Annotated in this window: 17 protein-coding genes and 1 riboswitch; of the genes, 6 read left to right on the top strand and 11 right to left on the bottom strand. The window is 37.5% G+C overall.

Features of this window, described 5'->3' with window-relative positions; all coding sequences use genetic code 11:
- The first annotated feature begins 274 nt into the window (after nucleotides 1-274).
- On the top strand, nucleotides 275-1249 hold the full coding sequence (locus tag BN986_RS24765) for an ABC transporter ATP-binding protein (protein WP_040985311.1): 975 nt from the start codon (nucleotides 275-277) through the stop codon (nucleotides 1247-1249).
- Entirely contained in the window at nucleotides 1236-2009 is a 774-nt protein-coding gene (locus BN986_RS24760) for an ABC transporter permease (protein WP_040985310.1), read from the top strand. The genes BN986_RS24765 and BN986_RS24760 overlap by 14 nt, the downstream gene beginning before the upstream one ends.
- A 44-nt stretch (nucleotides 2010-2053) precedes the next feature.
- Here the strand turns inward: BN986_RS24760 and BN986_RS24755 are convergent, their stop codons facing one another.
- Complete coding sequence (locus BN986_RS24755; RefSeq protein ID WP_040985309.1) at nucleotides 2054-4618, bottom strand: vitamin B12-dependent ribonucleotide reductase; 2565 nt, start codon at nucleotides 4616-4618, stop codon at nucleotides 2054-2056.
- A 613-nt stretch (nucleotides 4619-5231) separates the two neighbouring features.
- Here BN986_RS24755 and BN986_RS24750 point away from each other — a divergent pair.
- Nucleotides 5232-5606, top strand: coding sequence for a rhodanese-like domain-containing protein (locus BN986_RS24750; protein WP_040985308.1), 375 nt, complete (start codon nucleotides 5232-5234; stop codon nucleotides 5604-5606).
- A gap of 106 nt (nucleotides 5607-5712) precedes the next feature.
- Here BN986_RS24750 and gcvPB read toward each other — a convergent pair whose 3' ends face one another.
- The 3 genes from gcvPB to gcvT all read right to left on the bottom strand — a co-directional run bounded on the left by gcvPB (nucleotide 5713) and on the right by gcvT (nucleotide 9710).
- Nucleotides 5713-7173 carry an aminomethyl-transferring glycine dehydrogenase subunit GcvPB gene (gcvPB, locus tag BN986_RS24745; protein WP_040985307.1) on the bottom strand — a complete coding sequence of 487 codons (1461 nt, stop codon included), beginning with the start codon at nucleotides 7171-7173 and terminating at the stop codon, nucleotides 5713-5715.
- Nucleotides 7166-8515: an aminomethyl-transferring glycine dehydrogenase subunit GcvPA gene (gcvPA, locus tag BN986_RS24740; protein WP_040985306.1), complete on the bottom strand. Its 1350-nt coding sequence runs from the start codon at nucleotides 8513-8515 to the stop codon at nucleotides 7166-7168. Before gcvPA ends, gcvPB begins: the two co-directional genes overlap by 8 nt.
- 91 nt (nucleotides 8516-8606) lie before the next feature.
- Nucleotides 8607-9710, bottom strand: coding sequence for a glycine cleavage system aminomethyltransferase GcvT (gene gcvT / locus BN986_RS24735; protein WP_040985425.1), 1104 nt, complete (start codon nucleotides 9708-9710; stop codon nucleotides 8607-8609).
- A gap of 203 nt (nucleotides 9711-9913) precedes the next feature.
- A riboswitch (glycine riboswitch) is annotated at nucleotides 9914-10003 on the bottom strand.
- A 218-nt stretch (nucleotides 10004-10221) separates the two neighbouring features.
- On the opposite strand from gcvT, the gene BN986_RS24730 reads away from it, so the two are divergent.
- Nucleotides 10222-11886, top strand: a complete 1665-nt coding sequence (locus BN986_RS24730; protein ID WP_040985305.1) for a DEAD/DEAH box helicase — start codon at nucleotides 10222-10224, stop codon at nucleotides 11884-11886.
- Nucleotides 11870-12658 (top strand): YqhG family protein, encoded by a 789-nt coding sequence (locus BN986_RS24725; protein ID WP_040985304.1) that lies wholly within the window; start codon nucleotides 11870-11872, stop codon nucleotides 12656-12658. Before BN986_RS24730 ends, BN986_RS24725 begins: the two co-directional genes overlap by 17 nt.
- A gap of 226 nt (nucleotides 12659-12884) precedes the next feature.
- Here BN986_RS24725 and BN986_RS26575 read toward each other — a convergent pair whose 3' ends face one another.
- Complete coding sequence (locus BN986_RS26575; RefSeq protein WP_074435748.1) at nucleotides 12885-13058, bottom strand: DUF2759 family protein; 174 nt, start codon at nucleotides 13056-13058, stop codon at nucleotides 12885-12887.
- Between the two features lie 142 nt (nucleotides 13059-13200).
- Between BN986_RS26575 and BN986_RS24720 the strand changes: the two genes are divergently transcribed.
- A complete protein-coding gene (locus BN986_RS24720) occupies nucleotides 13201-13830 on the top strand; it encodes an MBL fold metallo-hydrolase (RefSeq protein WP_040985303.1) in 630 nt (209 codons plus the stop codon).
- A gap of 70 nt (nucleotides 13831-13900) precedes the next feature.
- Here the strand turns inward: BN986_RS24720 and BN986_RS24715 are convergent, their stop codons facing one another.
- From BN986_RS24715 to comGC, 6 genes are all read right to left on the bottom strand, one after another.
- Entirely contained in the window at nucleotides 13901-14143 is a 243-nt protein-coding gene (locus BN986_RS24715) for a DUF2626 domain-containing protein (RefSeq protein WP_040985302.1), read from the bottom strand.
- Between the two features lie 393 nt (nucleotides 14144-14536).
- A complete protein-coding gene (locus BN986_RS24710) occupies nucleotides 14537-14905 on the bottom strand; it encodes a hypothetical protein (protein WP_040985301.1) in 369 nt (122 codons plus the stop codon).
- The gene (gene comGF, locus BN986_RS24705) at nucleotides 14877-15344 is read right to left on the bottom strand and encodes a competence type IV pilus minor pilin ComGF (protein WP_040985300.1); all 468 of its coding nucleotides are present in this window, start codon (nucleotides 15342-15344) and stop codon (nucleotides 14877-14879) included. The genes BN986_RS24710 and comGF overlap by 29 nt, the downstream gene beginning before the upstream one ends.
- Nucleotides 15295-15633, bottom strand: coding sequence for a hypothetical protein (locus BN986_RS24700; RefSeq protein WP_040985299.1), 339 nt, complete (start codon nucleotides 15631-15633; stop codon nucleotides 15295-15297). The genes comGF and BN986_RS24700 overlap by 50 nt, the downstream gene beginning before the upstream one ends.
- A complete protein-coding gene (gene comGD, locus BN986_RS24695) occupies nucleotides 15617-16048 on the bottom strand; it encodes a competence type IV pilus minor pilin ComGD (RefSeq protein WP_040985298.1) in 432 nt (143 codons plus the stop codon). The genes BN986_RS24700 and comGD overlap by 17 nt, the downstream gene beginning before the upstream one ends.
- Nucleotides 16035-16340, bottom strand: coding sequence for a competence type IV pilus major pilin ComGC (gene comGC / locus BN986_RS24690; protein ID WP_040985296.1), 306 nt, complete (start codon nucleotides 16338-16340; stop codon nucleotides 16035-16037). Before comGC ends, comGD begins: the two co-directional genes overlap by 14 nt.
- Nucleotides 16341-16350 lie beyond the last annotated feature (10 nt).

Here is a 16350-nt window from a genome sequence, read left to right as displayed (position 1 = left end):
TCAGGAAACATGAACACCTTTAATAAGAATATTAATTTTTTTTATCAAAGGAAACTTTTTTTCTATTTCAATAATAGCTGATTTTTCTATAAAACTCAAGTTATTGTCTTTTTCATGCATCCATTATTACAACTCTTTTGTTATCTAAGCAAATTAAAAAGAACAGAATTTAATTCTTTACTATACGTCTTAAGACGGAGCTTATTTCCTTCGTTGGATTGTTGTTCGGATTTTTGACAATTGCTACAATTATTTCAGAAAGAGGAGGGATAAGGTGGAGAAAATAATCGAAATTAACTATTTAAATAAAACCTACCGGAAAAGAAAATCAAAAAAAGTGATTCAAGCGGTCAAGGATGTTCATTTTAATGTATATAAAGGAGAAATACTTGGCCTACTTGGACCCAATGGAGCGGGAAAAACGACTACAATAAAATTAATCTGTGGTTTGTTATATCCGGATAGTGGTGAAATAAAGATAAAAGAAGTACCTAACACGGAGAAACGCTTAGAATCGTTACATCATATCAGCGCTGTACTAGAAGGAAATCGTAATTTATATTGGCGGCTTACCGTCAAAGAAAACCTGGAGTATTTTGCTGGAAACAGGGGCAAGTCAAGAAAGGAAGTCAAAGAGGAAATTGACGAATTACTGGAGATGTTCCGACTGAAAGATAAAGAAAATGAATTGGTAAATCGGCTTTCCCGCGGCATGCAGCAAAAATTAGCGATAGCCGTGGCAATGCTTGCTAATACAGAAGTAATGCTCTTAGATGAACCGACTCTGGGGCTGGATGTACAGACAGGATTAGAGGTTAGAGAGATATTAAAATCAATCGTTAAAAATTATCAGCGTACCATTATCATCAGCTCCCACGATATGGAAGTTATCCAGGATATTTGCGATCGCACCGTCATTATTAACCAAGGAACCGTCGTTATCGATCAGAGAGTGGACGAATTAATAAAATTATTTGAAGTGCGCTCTTACAAACTCACTTTAAATGAACCTTTGTCCCTTGAACAGCAGGAAGCAATTACAGCACGCTTTCCGACGAATGAATATGTGGAGGATCAAGCATACAGTTATCTTACTGTACAGCTGGAGAAAAGTGAAGATATTTATCAGATTTTTCAAGTATTGCAATTGAATCGTACGCCAATTGATTCGATTGACCGGAAAGCAATTCGATTTGATGAAGTATTTTTAAAAATTATAGAGGGAGACTGCCAACATGCAATGGATTAACCTGTTTCGTGCTAATCTGCGGAAAGAATACCTGGAGCTGAAACGTTATCTACCTAATACCATCGCTCTTGTTTTAACTTTTTACTTTATTTTTTTAGGATTATTTGGAGTCATTCATTTTTTTGGTGATCCGTCGACACAGGATGCAAATATTCAATTCGTGATTGTTAACTATATCTTCTGGTTTTTAGCACTTAGTGTCATTCAAATGTTTGGTTTTGAAATTGTAAATGAAGCAATTCGCGGTACGCTTGAACAATTATCGATGTCCCCAATGGGTATCTGGCGAATTTTAAGCACACGATTAATTGCCACTACGATTATTTACGGAATTATTATTTTTGCTTTGTTAGTTATTACCATGCTAACAGCAGGACAATGGCTTAATATTGATGTGTTATCTATTTTTCCAGTGTTTGTTTTAACCGTTTTCGGGATGTATGGTGTTGGATTGATGGTTGGAGGACTGGCCATTGTTTACAAACAAATTCAAGCTTTTTTACAGATCCTACAATTTCTATTGGCAGGGCTGACCTTTATTCCGCTTGCAGCATCTCCGTTCATGTATTTTCTGCCTTTTGTGATCGGCGTTGATTTAGTCAGAGATATTATGATTGATGGGCAAACATTGATGGATATTGGTTGGCTTCCGTTAGTACTTTTATTGATAAATGCTTCTGTTTATTTTATTGTCGGTCTTCTATTTTTTAAATACTGTGAACGCATAGCAATGAAAAAAGGATTGTTAGGACAATATTAATATATGACAAAAAGAGAACGGTACAGAACCGCTCTCTTTCTTATTTACAATCCACATTTCAATTGCGCTCCACAGCTGGTGCAAGTATTACAACCGCCGATATCTTCCACGCTTCCCTCTCGGCAAACTGGACACGTATCTCCTACCTCGGAACCAATCGTTACATTCGTTTTATCCAATTCCTGAATGGTGTCCATAAGGACAACCTTTTTATCTTCTTCCTCATCCGGGAATAATTCTGTCTGCTCCCCTGCTTGGTTATCTTCTGCTTTTAAGGTTAATACTTGAGAATCTCTGCTTCCATCCACATAGACTGTACCGCCTTTTGCACCGCCATTGTAAAGACGACGATATACGCTTTCTACTTGATCGACCGTATACCCTTTCGGTGCATTTACTGTTTTGGAAATGGAACTGTCTACCCAGCGCTGAATCACACATTGTGTATCAGCATGCGCTTCAGGGCTCAGATCCATTGCAGTAACAAACCAATCTGGTAAGTCTTTGTCTGCTGCTTCCGGATGTTCTTTTAAATATTCCTCAACAATATCTGCTTTTACTTCAATAAATTTGCCTAATCGTCCACTTCTATAATAAGAAAAGGAGAAGTACGGTTCAAGGCCTGTACTTACGCCAACCATTGTACCTGTGCTTCCGGTCGGAGCGACAGTCAACAAGTGTGAGTTGCGGATACCGTATTCTAACACGTCTTCACGGATATCTGCAGGCATTTTTTGCATATAACCTGTTTGGATAAAACGTTCACGCAATGTTTTGGTTTCCTCTTCTGTTTCACCAACTAAAAACGGGAAACTTCCTTTTTCTTTCGCTAACTCAATGGATGTGCGATAGGCAGTTGTTGCAATGATTTCAAACACTTGATCCACCAGATTATTTCCTTCTTCTGAACCGTAAGCTGTTTCGCAATAAATTAATAAATCATGCAGCCCCATCACGCCTAAACCGACACGTCTCTCACCTAAAGCCTGCTTTCTATTTTCAGCCAGGAAATATGGCGTTGCATCAATCACATTATCTTGCATCCGTACACCGGTCTCCACCGTATCTTTTAATTTTTCTACATTTACCGTTTTGGTCTTTTTATCTGCCATTTCCGCAAGGTTGACAGCAGCTAAATTACAAACAGAAAATGGTGCAAGCGGCTGTTCTCCACAAGGATTTGTCGCGACAACCTGTTGACCATACGCTTTTGCATTTGTCATGTCATTCGCATTATCAATAAAGAAAATACCCGGTTCTGCAGAATACGTAGCACAAATATTGATTAAGTTCCACAGCTCTTTTGCTTTGACTTTTCGGTAAACACGAACGCCATAGCCCATTTCTTCCCACTGACGGACATCTCCTATTTCATGCCACTGTGCATTATAAGCTTTCATTTCTTCTGCTGTATAATTTTCTACATCTGGAAAACGCAGCTCATAATAATCGTCTTTTTCTACTGCTTCCATAAATTCTTTTGTAATACAAACGGAGATATTAGCACCTGCCAGAAATTCTGGGTTATGGACGGAATAAGTCCCTCCATCACGCAATTTATCCGTTGCCTGCTTCATGGAAGCATCTGTAAACCCGCCTTGACCAGGTATAGCTTTGTAATTCACAATTCCTTGATATAAGTCAAATTCTGTTTCACTCAATGGAGTAAATTTCAGTTTCTCATTTGCCAGCTGCTTAATTTGTTCATCCTCGGTGTTTTCCATTAAATAACGTAAAATACGCGGATTTTGCATTTTAGAAATAATAAATTCAACAATATCCGGATGCGAATCAACAAGCATAATCATTTGTGCGCCGCGTCTGGAACCGCCCTGTTCAACCAAATTTGTCAGCTTAGCGATATCATCCAGCCACGAAACACTGCCTGAAGATTTTCCGTTCACTCCTCTGGCTAATGCATTACGCGGTCTTAATGTAGAACCATTCGTACCGACACCACCGCCTCGTGACATAATCTCCATCACCTGTTTACGGTGATCCGATATCCCTTCTCTTGAATCCTGTACAAACGGCATCACATAACAATTAAAGTAGGTTACATCCGTTTCAGCACCTGCTCCATAGAGCACACGCCCTGCCGGAATAAAGTTCATAGACGCCAGTTGATTATAGAATGCATCAAATGATCTGGATTTTCTTTCTTCTGTTTCTTCTACTTCTGAAAGTCCCGTCGCATTTCTTTTTGCAATTTGTTCATAATAAATTTCTAATGGTTTTTCAATCACATCAAGAGATCGCGTAATTATACCGCTCTCTCGTTCTTCTTCTTTATCTAACACTCCTACATAATCTGATTCAACAGCTACTTTAGCCTTGTTATCTTCCCAATTTATATCTATAATAAATCCTAGACCGCGTGCTGGAAATTTCGGATCTGCTTTCACAGTCAGAACGACAAAATCGCCTTGTTTTAACGTCTTTTTCTCCGTATCTTTAAACGCATACCGGTCCAGCATAACTAATCTGGACACACCTTGGTGTGTAATATGCATTTCTTCTGTAATTGGATGGACAGCTTCGAATTTTTTTATATCTTCATTAAGCGCACCAATATTAACCTGTCTTAATGATTCTAAATGGATCGTCAATGTTATCGCTCCTTGTCTTACGATTGATTACTTATTAGTTTATCATATCCTCTTTCCAAAAAACAATATATAGTACTTATTTCATCAATCCGACACAATATATAGTAAATTATCAGAATAGCAAGTAACTTTTTATTTTATCACGGAGAATTAAGGAAGCAGACTAAGTTCGCGACGTCCTGGAGCTGGGGCTGGGACTACGATTACCATTGTTGTCAGGTTAACCGACCGCTGCGACGGGTTATGGTGGGGTGAGTAATCGCAACCCCAGAAAACACTACACTTTCCATGGGCTTGAGCTCAGCCTCCTCGAAAAAAGAAGACCACTTTTTTCTGCGGGGTCTTCCCACTGGGACTGCGATTACTCGTCCCATCGTAAAGAGTTGTGCGTCGAAAAACTCCCACTGAATGAAGTTTCGTTTTATAGCTGTTTACTTATTTTATTCCCTTCCAGCCAGAGAAAAAACGCCTCATTTATAAAAAACGATATCTTTGACTTAAAAAATGATTTATTTTTGGATAAATATCCGTTTGCCAAATAAAAACTTTGAAAAATAAAATCACTGCCCATATAATAAAGATGTAGAATATAAAGATAGACGGGGGAAACAAAATGACATTTTTACTCATTGCTTTAGTTGTTCTGCTTGCGATAACTATTTTTCGCTTTTATAGACAACGGACTTATTTAAATGTACTGACAGAAGACCAATTTGTAGAAGGATATCGTAAAGCGCAGTTAATTGATGTACGTGAGCCGCAGGAATTTGATAAAGGTCATATTCTGGGAGCACGTAATATACCGGTAACACAAATGAAGCAAAGACTTGTCGAATTAAGAAAGGACAAGCCAGTATACCTGTATTGTCAAAATAGCAGCCGTTCCGCAAGAGCTGCTCAGCTGTTGCATAAAAAAGGGTTTGAGGATATTTATCAGCTTAAAGGCGGATTTAAAAAGTGGACTGGAAAGATTAAAATGAAAAAATAAATAATTTTCCCCTTCATATGAGAGCTGTTAAATCATTTTATAATATGAAAAGCTGATTCAGTATTGTTCTGAATCAGCTTTTTTATTAATGTTTCGTTATTATACCTTACTCCTCTTCGTACCTTAGGATTGGTTTACGTGCTGCTGTTGCTTCGTCCATCCGCTTTACGATTGTATGATGCGGAGCCTCTTGGACGGTTTCCGGATCTTCTTCCACTTCTTTTGCAATATGAATCATCGTATCAATAAATAAGTCAAGCGTTTCTTTTGACTCTGTTTCCGTCGGTTCAATCATCATCCCCTCTTCCACATTTAATGGAAAGTAAATCGTAGGCGGATGAAAATTAAAGTCTAACAGCCTTTTCGCCATATCCAATGTGCGGGCACCCAGTTTTTTCTGGATACTTCCGGATAATACAAATTCATGTTTACAATGCTGCGGATAGGGCATTTGAAATGCTTTTTCTAATTTACGCATCATGTAGTTTGCGTTTAACACGGCAAATTCACTAACCTTTTTCAGCCCTTCTGCTCCCATCGTCCGAATATACGTATACGCACGTAAGTTAATACCAAAGTTTCCATAAAACGGCTTTATCCGGCCGATAGACTGTGGCCTGTCGTAATCAAAACGAAAGGTGTTATTTTCCTTTATGATTAATGGCTTTGGTAAATAAGCTGCCAGCTCCTCGCTTACTCCAACCGGCCCTGAGCCAGGTCCGCCGCCACCATGAGGACCTGTGAACGTTTTATGAAGATTTAAATGCACTGCATCGAATCCCATATCTCCGGGTCTTACATAGCCCATAATTGCATTTAAATTGGCACCATCATAATAAAGCTTTCCACCGACACCATGCACAATTTCTGCCATTTCTAAAATATCTTTTTCAAATAACCCTAATGTATTCGGATTGGTAAGCATTAATGCAGCTGTGTCCTCCCCGACAACACGACGTAAATCATCCAGATCTACAAGCCCTTCTTCATTTGATTTTACAGTAACTGCTTCAAAACCAGCTACTGCAGCAGATGCTGGATTAGTTCCATGCGCGGAATCCGGTACAATGACTTTTGTTCGATGGTGGTCGCCATTTGCTTCATGAAAAGCCCGAATCATCATTAATGCGGTCCATTCACCCTGCGCACCAGCAGCTGATTGTAGAGAAACTTCATGCATGCCTGTAATTTCTTTTAAAGATTCCTGTAAATCATAGAGCATCTCTAAAGCACCTTGTACTGTACTTGGGTCCTGATATGGATGAATGTGACTAAACCCTTGCAAGCGAGCAACATCTTCATTGATTTTTGGATTATACTTCATCGTACAGGAGCCCAGCGGATAGAACCCGGAATCAACACCATAATTGCGGGATGCAAGCCCCGTATAATGACGAATAATGTCCAATTCACTTACTTCTGGAAGCTTCGGCGGCTCTTTTCGAATATAAATATCCTCTAATTCTTCTTCTAAATCAAAGGCTTCTATTTCTAATTCCGGCAAGCTGTAGCTCGTTCTGCCTTCTTTACTTCGTTCAAATAATAATGGAAAGTTTTTATCAGACATGCATATCCCCCAATTCTTCAGCAAGTTGATCAATTTCTTGTTTTGTACGAATTTCTGTCACTGCGACAAGCATTTGCCCTTGGTAGGCTTCATCAACCTTACCCAGATCAAATCCGCCAAGGAATCCTTTTTCAAGTAATGCAGCATTCACCTGTGAAATATCCTGATTTAGATGGATAACAAATTCATTGAAGAAAGAACCATCATAGACAACAGAAATCCCGTTTTCTTCAAATTTCTTTTTCGCATAGCGGGCTTTTTGCATATTCATCTCAGACATTTTCCGTATCCCATGCTTACCAATAGAACTCATTGCAACAGAGCTGGCTAAAGCATTGAGCGCCTGATTAGAACAGATGTTGGATGTTGCCTTATCGCGACGGATATGCTGCTCACGGGCTTGTAAAGTTAATACATAACCTCTGACACCATTTTCATCTTTGGTCTGCCCGACTAGACGTCCTGGAACTTTCCGCATTAATTTTTTGCTAGTTGCAAAGTACCCACAATGCGGTCCGCCAAATTGGGCTGGGATACCAAATACCTGTGTATCACCCGTGACAATATCTGCACCAAATTCTCCCGGCGGCGTTAAGTAGCCTAGAGCAAGCGGATTACTGGATACAATAAACATTGTTTTCTTTTGATCTTCTAACAGCTTTTGGATTGATTCCATAGGTTCAATTTGTCCTAAAAAGTTTGGGTATTGTACAACAACGCCTGCAATCTCATCGTCCAGCAATGCTTCTAAATGATGAAGGTCTGTTTTTCCTTGATCTAATTTAACCGGTACAATTTCTACATTCTGCCCCTTCGCATACGTATGGATGACCTGCATATATTCCGGATGCACAGCCTCTGAAACCAATACTTTCTTTCGCTTTGTCTGTGCTGCACTTAAATTAACTGCTTCCGCTAGAGCTGTTCCCCCGTCATACATCGAAGAATTCGCAACTGGTAAACCAGCCAGCTCAGAAATCATCGTTTGGAATTCAAAAATAGCTTGTAATTCCCCTTGAGATATTTCCGGTTGATAAGGCGTATAAGCCGTATAAAATTCAGATTTTGAAATAACATGGTCAACAATGGAAGGAATATAGTGATCATATACCCCTGCTCCAAGAAAGGACACAACGTCTTTCGTTGAAACATTTTTATTTGCCATCATGGTTAATTCTTTCGTTAAAGCATACTCGTTTACAGGCGCTTTTAAATCCAGCTCCTGCTGTAAGCGGACGCTGTTTGGAATATCAGCGAATAACTCATCTGTATCTTTAATGCCTATTGCGTCCAGCATTTCTTGTTTATCTTCCTTTGTCATCGGTAAATAACGAAACTCCATCTTTTCTCCCCCTTATTTCTTACACTGATAAAGTGAAACATTTTTTCATAAGCTCTGTTTTCATAGAATGAAATCAGGAAACGCTTCTCAGTCACCTACGATAAAATGGCGTCTTAACCACTTTTGCTTTTAAACGGCGCTTACGTACCTGCACTTCGACCTCTGTGCCAACCTCTGTAGAAGTTGATTGAACCAGTGCCAAACCAATATTTTTGTTTAATGTCGGTGATTGTGTACCGGAAGTAACAAATCCAATTTCGGTATCCCCCTGGTATACAGAATAGCCATGTCTTGGAATACCTTTATCTATCATTTCAATCCCGATTAACTGTCTCTTTACTCCGTTGTCTGCTTGTTGTTTAAGTGCTTCTTTCCCAATAAAATCTGCCTCTTTATTTAATTTCACAGCAAAGCCTAAACCAGCCTCTAACGGTGAAATATCCGCAGCCAGCTCTTGGCCATATAAAGCAAGATTCGCTTCAAACCGCAATGTATCACGTGCTCCTAAGCCAATAGGCTGAATTCCTTCTTCTATCCCTTTATCAAGCAAAATATTCCACAAATCTTTTCCATTTTCCGAATTTAAATAAATTTCAAAACCATCTTCTCCTGTATAGCCTGTTCTTGAAATGAGAGCTGTTCCGTCTATCCCTTTCATAACAACATCCTTTTTAAAACGAAAGAAAGAGATTTCACTGAGCGACTCATCTACAACCTTTTGTAAAATTTGTTCAGCATTCGGTCCTTGTAAAGCTAATTGTGCGTAATTTTCCGAAATATTTTCTACCGTTACATTGGGATTAAAGTTATTTTGTTCCTGCAGCCATGCAAAGTCTTTTTCTGTATTAGCAGCATTTACAACGAGCAAGTATTCATTTTTATCAAGCATATAAACAATTAAATCATCGACCGTTCCCCCATTTTCATAGCACATAAACGTATATTGCGCTTTGTTTGGGGCAAGTTTAGTAATATCATTTGTTAATGTAGTCTGTAAAAAGTCCGCACTTTCTGGACCAGTTACCAAGATCTCTCCCATATGAGACACATCGAACAGACCAGCTTTTGTTCGGACCGCTTCATGCTCCTCTTTAATACCCGAAAACTGAACTGGCAAATCCCATCCACCAAAATCAATCGTTTTGGCAACCTTTTCATAAGCTGGGAAGATTGGTGTACGTTTTAATTCACTCATCTGATTCTCTCCTTTTACAATCTGCTGGTAAAACAAAGAAATTAATTTTTGGCACAAAAATAGAGACTCCTCCTAAAAGAAGTCTCTGTCCTCAAACCAGAAAGTTGCGTATCCACATGTAACAATAATGATCAAATAAATGTGAATACTTGCTTCGTGGGTGGTTTAAAAGTTTTAAAACTTTTAAACACTCTCCAGAGTAGCGTCCTACAAGAGTCTTTTTGCCTGAGAGATTCGCTCTTAACTTGCTCCTTCGGCGTTACATAAACTGTAAGCTCTCCCCTTGTATTCATCCGCTGATTGAATATATTCATGTTGGTTATACTAAAGAATGTACAACATGTACAGTAAAAAATGGTGCAGCAAATTATTAGCTTTGTTACCGTACGATGAAACATTTATTTCTATATATGTTAGCAGGAAAATCTATTTGTCAAAAGTATATCATATCTCTTTAAAAAAGTAATTGATAAAAACCCATATTTTACTCGAAAGGATGTGCATTGAATATATGGATTCTATTCAAATTCAACAAGATAATCAATTTATAAATGACCTGGAGTCCGCTTTTCGTGACGAAAATGATTTAACAAATTGGGAGCTTTTCCGTATGGCTTATCAGGCTGTAAATGTAACAAAACGTCCTTCTTTCAGAGGACTGCAAGCACTAGCCTATTTGCCACATTTAGATATTTTAGATCATCAGTTGCAAGCAGCTGAACAAGTAATTGAATCGATGCATGGCCGTGCTATTTTGGCAGATGAGGTAGGTCTGGGAAAAACCATTGAAGCAGGTCTCGTTTTAAAAGAATATATGGTCAGAGGGCTCGTTAAAAAAGCATTAATTCTCGTTCCAGCTTCTCTCGTCAATCAATGGGAAAAAGAATTAAATGAAAAATTTTTAATTCCTGCTATTGCCCATAGAAAAAATTACAGCTGGGATGACAATCCAATTATTATATCTTCTATTGATTCAGCAAAACGTTCTCCACATCGGGAGGCAATCTTAGATTTAGATTATGATTTTATTTTAGTAGATGAAGCACATAAATTAAAAAATGAACAAACTAAAAACTATCAGTTTGTTCAAGAACTAAAGAAAAAATATTGTCTCTTATTAACTGCTACGCCTGTTCAGAATAAGCTATTGGAATTATTTAACCTTGTCAGTCTTTTAAAACCTGGACATTTAGGCAATTATAAAAGTTTTACAGAAAAGTATGGGAAGGATCGTAAAAAAATGGAGCAGGATCCTTACCTGAAAAAACTTGTTCAGCAGGTGATGGTTCGTAATACAAGAAAAGATACAACCTTAAATAATTCCAAAAGAAAGATAGAAACCATCTGGACAACTCTTCCGGATAACTATCAGAAGGTATATCAGCAACTAATGGAGTTATCCTTTGGTATGGCATCATTTGCTAAAATTACCTATTTACGCGAATTCTGTTCTTCAAGGGAAGCTTGTTTTACTTCTCTTATAAAATTAGGTGCTGATGAAAATCATGAAGCTATTCAAGAAGTAATCGGAAATATTGAACAGCTGGAGCAGCATCCGAAAGCAGAAGCATTAACCAATCAGATTGAGTCGCTGAATGGGGAAAAAGTAATTGTTTTTACAGAATATCGTGCGACGCAGTATTACCTGCAATGGTACTTACAGCAACATGGTATCTCTTCGGTTCCTTTTCGCGGTGGTTTTAAAAAAGGAAAAAAGGATTGGATGAAACAATTATTTAGAGACCATGCACAGGTTCTTATCGCTACAGAAGCTGGCGGGGAAGGAATTAATCTACAATTTTGTCATCATCTGATTAACTATGATTTGCCTTGGAACCCAATGCGGTTGGAACAGCGAATTGGCCGTATTCACCGTTTTGGCCAAGAATCAGATGTACACATTTATAATATTGTTACAAAACAGACGATTGAAGAGCATGTGTTGTCTATGCTTTATGAAAAAATTAATTTATTTGAAAATGTGATTGGTAATTTAGATGCCATTTTAGCAGAGTTAAAAGTAGATAGTATGGAAAAAGAAATCGAGTCTATCTATCAGGAATCCACTTCAGCTGGAGAAGTTCGTATTAAACTAGATAACCTGACATCCGTTATTGAGCAAGCAAATCTGGAAATACGCGAGGGAGGGCAGTATAGAGATGGAACAGCAAATTGATTTATCCGATTTTCTCACCAACTATTTTGAAGCAAAGCAATGTACAATACTTTCTAAAGACGAGGGACAAATTCATATTCAGCTTACCGAAGAAATGGATAAAGAATTAATGAATCGCCCTTTCTATTGGCATTATATTAAAAAAATAGGACGGGAAGGCGAACCTCAAGTACTTCGCCTGATTACAGACCAAGAAAAAGCAAGTGAACCTGGTGAATGGATTCATTTTGGTAGTCCCAGACTTCATCAAATTATCAATAAACTAAGAGAAAAAGAGCGATATACGAGGTTATTTGAGCAAATTCGTACATTAGAAAATACACCGCTATATCCTTGGCTAGTGGTCAATGTAAAAATCAGTTATCGTGGTGTGCAGCATAAAGATGAAGTATTTTCCATTGGTCTGCAGTTGCTCCATGGTCATATGACTTTAAACATGATGGATTTTTTAGAGGATATGCCTCTTGAAAGATCTATCTCAGATTATTGTTATACGCTGACACCGATGATTCATCCTAAAAGCGGATTTCTTCGCACTCAAAATGTCTTGTTACAGCATGTACAAAAACAAGATAATGCTTGGGCTGCTGCATCTATAAAACAACTGGAAACAGAAAAAGTTACATTAAAGCACTTTTATGAGGGTGAAATGGACCATCCACGATATTTAGAAGAATTAGATGCACTGGAAAAGCGTTTTAAACCAACGATTTCTTTTCAAGTTATTAATGGGGGTATTTTTTATTTAACTCACCGTCAAATGGATCAGTAAATGATAACATCGTGTGTTAAAACGTTCATCTTTTATTGGTCCAAAGCTGTACTGACTTCGACTACGTTTCAAGGAACGTAGTCGAAGTTCCTTTATACTGATCGTTTTCTTATGCATTTGTATTGTGAAATAAAGAAAATCCGAACTTATCTGAATTTATATTAAAGAATTCAAAATAATTGTTCGGATTTTCTTTAGCTGAAATATTTATTGTTCAGTCTTGTTTTTAGCCTATAATTTCTGAAATAATCGTTGCAATGGAAAAGAATCCAAAAACAACAGCAGTCAGACCAGAGAATAACAGTGCCAGTATATTTTTATATTTCAACTGGCGAACTACGGATACAACCGCTAATAATGCAACTAGTAAAAATAAGATACCTAATACAATATGGCCCATCCGAAAAACTCCTCCTTTTCAAGGTAAAGAATCTTGTGTAAAATGTCAGTATTTACTACTATGTAATTATCGCTAAACTATTTATATTTTATAGTATTTCCAAGCGTTTGTCGAGTTATTATAAAAGAATGGAGAGAGGTTTATGGAAATTATCGCAATGCCAGTAGGTTTTGTCCAAGCAAATTGTTATATCGTTTACAAAAAAGAGGAAAAAGACGCTTTAGTCATTGACCCTGGTGGCGAGCCAGAGAAAATAATGGAGGCCATTGAAAGCAATCAGCTAAATGTGAAAGCCATTTTGCTGACACATGCCCATTTTGATCATATCGGAGGATTGGACCGTGTCCGGGAACTCACCAATGCACCCGTTTATCTTCATAAAGCTGAGTGGACTTGGTTAGATGAGCCTGCATTAAATGGATCAGCGAAACTAATGGGACAGACAGTGACTGCCCAAGAGGCAGACAAAGAACTAACAGAAGGATCATTGGATATTGGAGGATTTTCAATAGAAACGATCCATACTCCAGGACATTCTCCAGGAAGTATCAGCTTTGTTTTCCGAGACGAAAACTTTGCTGTTTGCGGGGATGTGTTATTTCAACAGGGCATTGGCAGAACAGATTTAATCGAAGGGGATATAAATATCCTGGAACATTCTATAAAAGAGAAATTATATCGTTTGCCAGCAGATTTAACAGTGCTTCCCGGCCATGGACCGGCAACAACTATCGAGTATGAAAAGAAAAATAACCCTTTTTTCCCTGCATAGAAGGTAACTTGCTTAATAAAGAAAAAAAGACCGCCTGTTTATACACAGAGGTCTTTTTTTCATTGTTTTTTTAATGTCCAAATCCAGGTACTAGGATAAACTCTGAATACCAAGTATATCCAACAATAAATACCGTACAATATGCACCAAATAAGTACATGTACATACGTTCAGACAGCTTTAAGTAACTCAATGTAAGGAAAAACGCCGTTTGAACAAGGAATAATAGTGCAGTATTCAGCATGTCACCTACATAAAACATAACTGTAAAAATACCTGTCCAAAAGGCAAGAACACGAAACATGCGGTCCATGTCTTCCCCCTCCTTTATAGGTAACGTTCTCATAGTTATTATATACGAGCATGAAAGGATTGTAAACGATTCTTATAAATATCATCCCCCAATGATATTTATTTTATTTAAAACAATGATAAAATGAATTTTTTAAATGGGAGGATCAACTCGCGGGAGTTTTCGGCATACGAACAAGCAAGATCCGGCACCAAAATATCACTAACTTAGTCTGCTTCCTCCCCTCTGAAAGAAAGTTAATACCACAAAAATGCATTTCCTAAGGACCATTAACCGAATGGGGTTGTTACTGACTGCTTGATCTCTTCCTTCCAATTTTTAAATCTCCTTTATTCTTGTAGTGAAAGTCCTACAGCCAGTTGCACGATGAGAAAATCTAAAAAAGAATATTCGTTAGAAAAATGGTTTGTTTAACTGATAAACATGTTTGCTGTCCTTTTGTTTAATAAACAAAAGAATATAGATATTTTCGTCTAACTCTTTTCGAAACGATATCGTAACTTCTCCTTGTGGAAAATCATATATAGCTTGAAATGACGAGGAAATCTCATCTTCATCTATTTCTTTACGCGCTTTTTGATATGCCATTTGCGACAGTGTTTCTACTTCAATGTGGTATAATTGATTATGAACAATTTCTTTAGCGGTCTGATACTGAGAGAGCAAAAAATGAATGGAAAGAAAGATAATAAGAATGATCCAGACAACATGCAATAATAAAAAACCTTGTTGATTATGGAGCATTGTAAATTGTTTTTTCATATACCTCACCTGACTCTTTGGTAATCGTTAAAAAAATAGCATCTGTCTGTTCTTCAAAAATAACATCAGAAACTTGGTGAAGATATATTTCATGACCTTTCCGATCTACTTGCCTTCGTATGGAGTTATTATATTGACTAAGTGTTGCCGTTTTTTCTATATTATCATTTCGATCGAGAAAACGAATATGCAATTGATTATTAGCAACATGAACAGAGGAAGATGAAATTAAATCGTCGTGTAAATGAATTAAAAATTGTTGTACGGATAAGGCTTCTGTATACGTTTGTTTTAATTGTAATGTAGACAGCGCGTAATGCACAAAAGGTAATGTTAATGCCAGAATTGTTAGTGAAACAAGCATAGAGATGAAAGTAAACCCTTTTTGATCATTCCAAAATGGCATAAAGACATTTCGTTTCTGTTTTTTGTTTGGCATTAGTCCATTCTGCACATCCTTTCAAATAGTCCCCCTCCAAAATAAACGAAAATTCTGCTGCAGCCCTGTAAGGAGTTATTGTATAATTGCTTGGATAAGGCGTCGTTCCAATCAAGACTCCTTGCAAATCATCATGTAATTTACTTGTTATTCGGACTTTTTCGATCGAGTTGTACTGTTCTTTAGCAATTAAGGAGAGAAGTGGTAAAAGCATGGTAAGCATAGAGAATAAAAGTAATGATGCAATGACAGTTTCAAATAAGGTAAATCCTTTATCTTTTTTCCACATAAAATCTGCCTTTCCCTAATGGAAATACAATCTGGTATGGCTCCCCTGCTAAGGTTACCAATATGGTTTGCGGATTTCTTATAACACCTCTTACATAAAAAGCCACATCTCTTGGATAAGAACTCTCCAAAGTAAATTGAGATGGATATTCTCTCTTTATTTGAGTAGATCGGTTAAGCACAATACTGTAACTATCCGGATGAAATTTTAAAACATAAGGTATATCAATCTCCTGAGTACTTGCCGTATTCTGTAAATAAAGTACATCCATTTCTAACGTATCAAGAAAATGTTCCAGTTCTAATTTATCTGTTTGTTCCACTTGTAGTTTCGGAACGAGCACGAGAATGATCGCTAAAATAGATAAAGCAAATAATGTTTCAATCAAAGTGAAACCCCGTTCAGCCTGAGGCATTTACCACACCATTAGAAATAGATAGCGCATTCCCATTGGAGCATGTTGTCTGGTCGTCTGTAATATAATCGGCACTTACAAGCTGATTCAGGCTGGATGGTAAATTACCTGTATCAATGTGATACGCATCTGCTTGAGCTTGTACTACACTTATTAAAGCATCACAGCCTTTTGAATGAACATCCCCTGTTTTCTTGCCTAAATTCGGTATAATTAAAATCATGATTACTGAGATAACCATCAGCACAATTAACATTTCTATCAATGTAAACGCTTTCTCATTTTTTAACATATTGTACTCT

It is taken from the genome of Oceanobacillus jeddahensis, from assembly GCF_000750635.1.
Classification (GTDB): Bacteria; Bacillota; Bacilli; order Bacillales; family Amphibacillaceae; genus Oceanobacillus; species Oceanobacillus jeddahense.
The sequence above is the reverse complement of the archived record's forward strand: the minus strand, read 5'-3'. Positions and strand labels throughout refer to the sequence as shown.

What these genes read in the sequence shown, in the direction of transcription:
- BN986_RS24760 (WP_040985310.1), top strand. Translation starts at nt 1,236, where the DNA reads ATGCAATGGATTAACCTGTTTCGTGCTAATCTGCGGAAAGAATACCTG.
- BN986_RS24750 (WP_040985308.1), top strand. Translation starts at nt 5,232, where the DNA reads ATGACATTTTTACTCATTGCTTTAGTTGTTCTGCTTGCGATAACTATT.
- gcvPB (WP_040985307.1), bottom strand. Translation starts at nt 7,173, where the DNA reads ATGTCTGATAAAAACTTTCCATTATTATTTGAACGAAGTAAAGAAGGC.
- gcvPA (WP_040985306.1), bottom strand. Translation starts at nt 8,515, where the DNA reads ATGGAGTTTCGTTATTTACCGATGACAAAGGAAGATAAACAAGAAATG.
- gcvT (WP_040985425.1), bottom strand. Translation starts at nt 9,710, where the DNA reads ATGAGTGAATTAAAACGTACACCAATCTTCCCAGCTTATGAAAAGGTT.
- BN986_RS24730 (WP_040985305.1), top strand. Translation starts at nt 10,222, where the DNA reads ATGGATTCTATTCAAATTCAACAAGATAATCAATTTATAAATGACCTG.
- BN986_RS24725 (WP_040985304.1), top strand. Translation starts at nt 11,870, where the DNA reads ATGGAACAGCAAATTGATTTATCCGATTTTCTCACCAACTATTTTGAA.
- BN986_RS26575 (WP_074435748.1), bottom strand. Translation starts at nt 13,058, where the DNA reads ATGGGCCATATTGTATTAGGTATCTTATTTTTACTAGTTGCATTATTA.
- BN986_RS24720 (WP_040985303.1), top strand. Translation starts at nt 13,201, where the DNA reads ATGGAAATTATCGCAATGCCAGTAGGTTTTGTCCAAGCAAATTGTTAT.
- BN986_RS24715 (WP_040985302.1), bottom strand. Translation starts at nt 14,143, where the DNA reads ATGGACCGCATGTTTCGTGTTCTTGCCTTTTGGACAGGTATTTTTACA.
- BN986_RS24710 (WP_040985301.1), bottom strand. Translation starts at nt 14,905, where the DNA reads ATGAAAAAACAATTTACAATGCTCCATAATCAACAAGGTTTTTTATTA.
- comGF (WP_040985300.1), bottom strand. Translation starts at nt 15,344, where the DNA reads ATGCCAAACAAAAAACAGAAACGAAATGTCTTTATGCCATTTTGGAAT.
- BN986_RS24700 (WP_040985299.1), bottom strand. Translation starts at nt 15,633, where the DNA reads ATGTGGAAAAAAGATAAAGGATTTACCTTATTTGAAACTGTCATTGCA.
- comGD (WP_040985298.1), bottom strand. Translation starts at nt 16,048, where the DNA reads ATGCCTCAGGCTGAACGGGGTTTCACTTTGATTGAAACATTATTTGCT.
- comGC (WP_040985296.1), bottom strand. Translation starts at nt 16,340, where the DNA reads ATGTTAAAAAATGAGAAAGCGTTTACATTGATAGAAATGTTAATTGTG.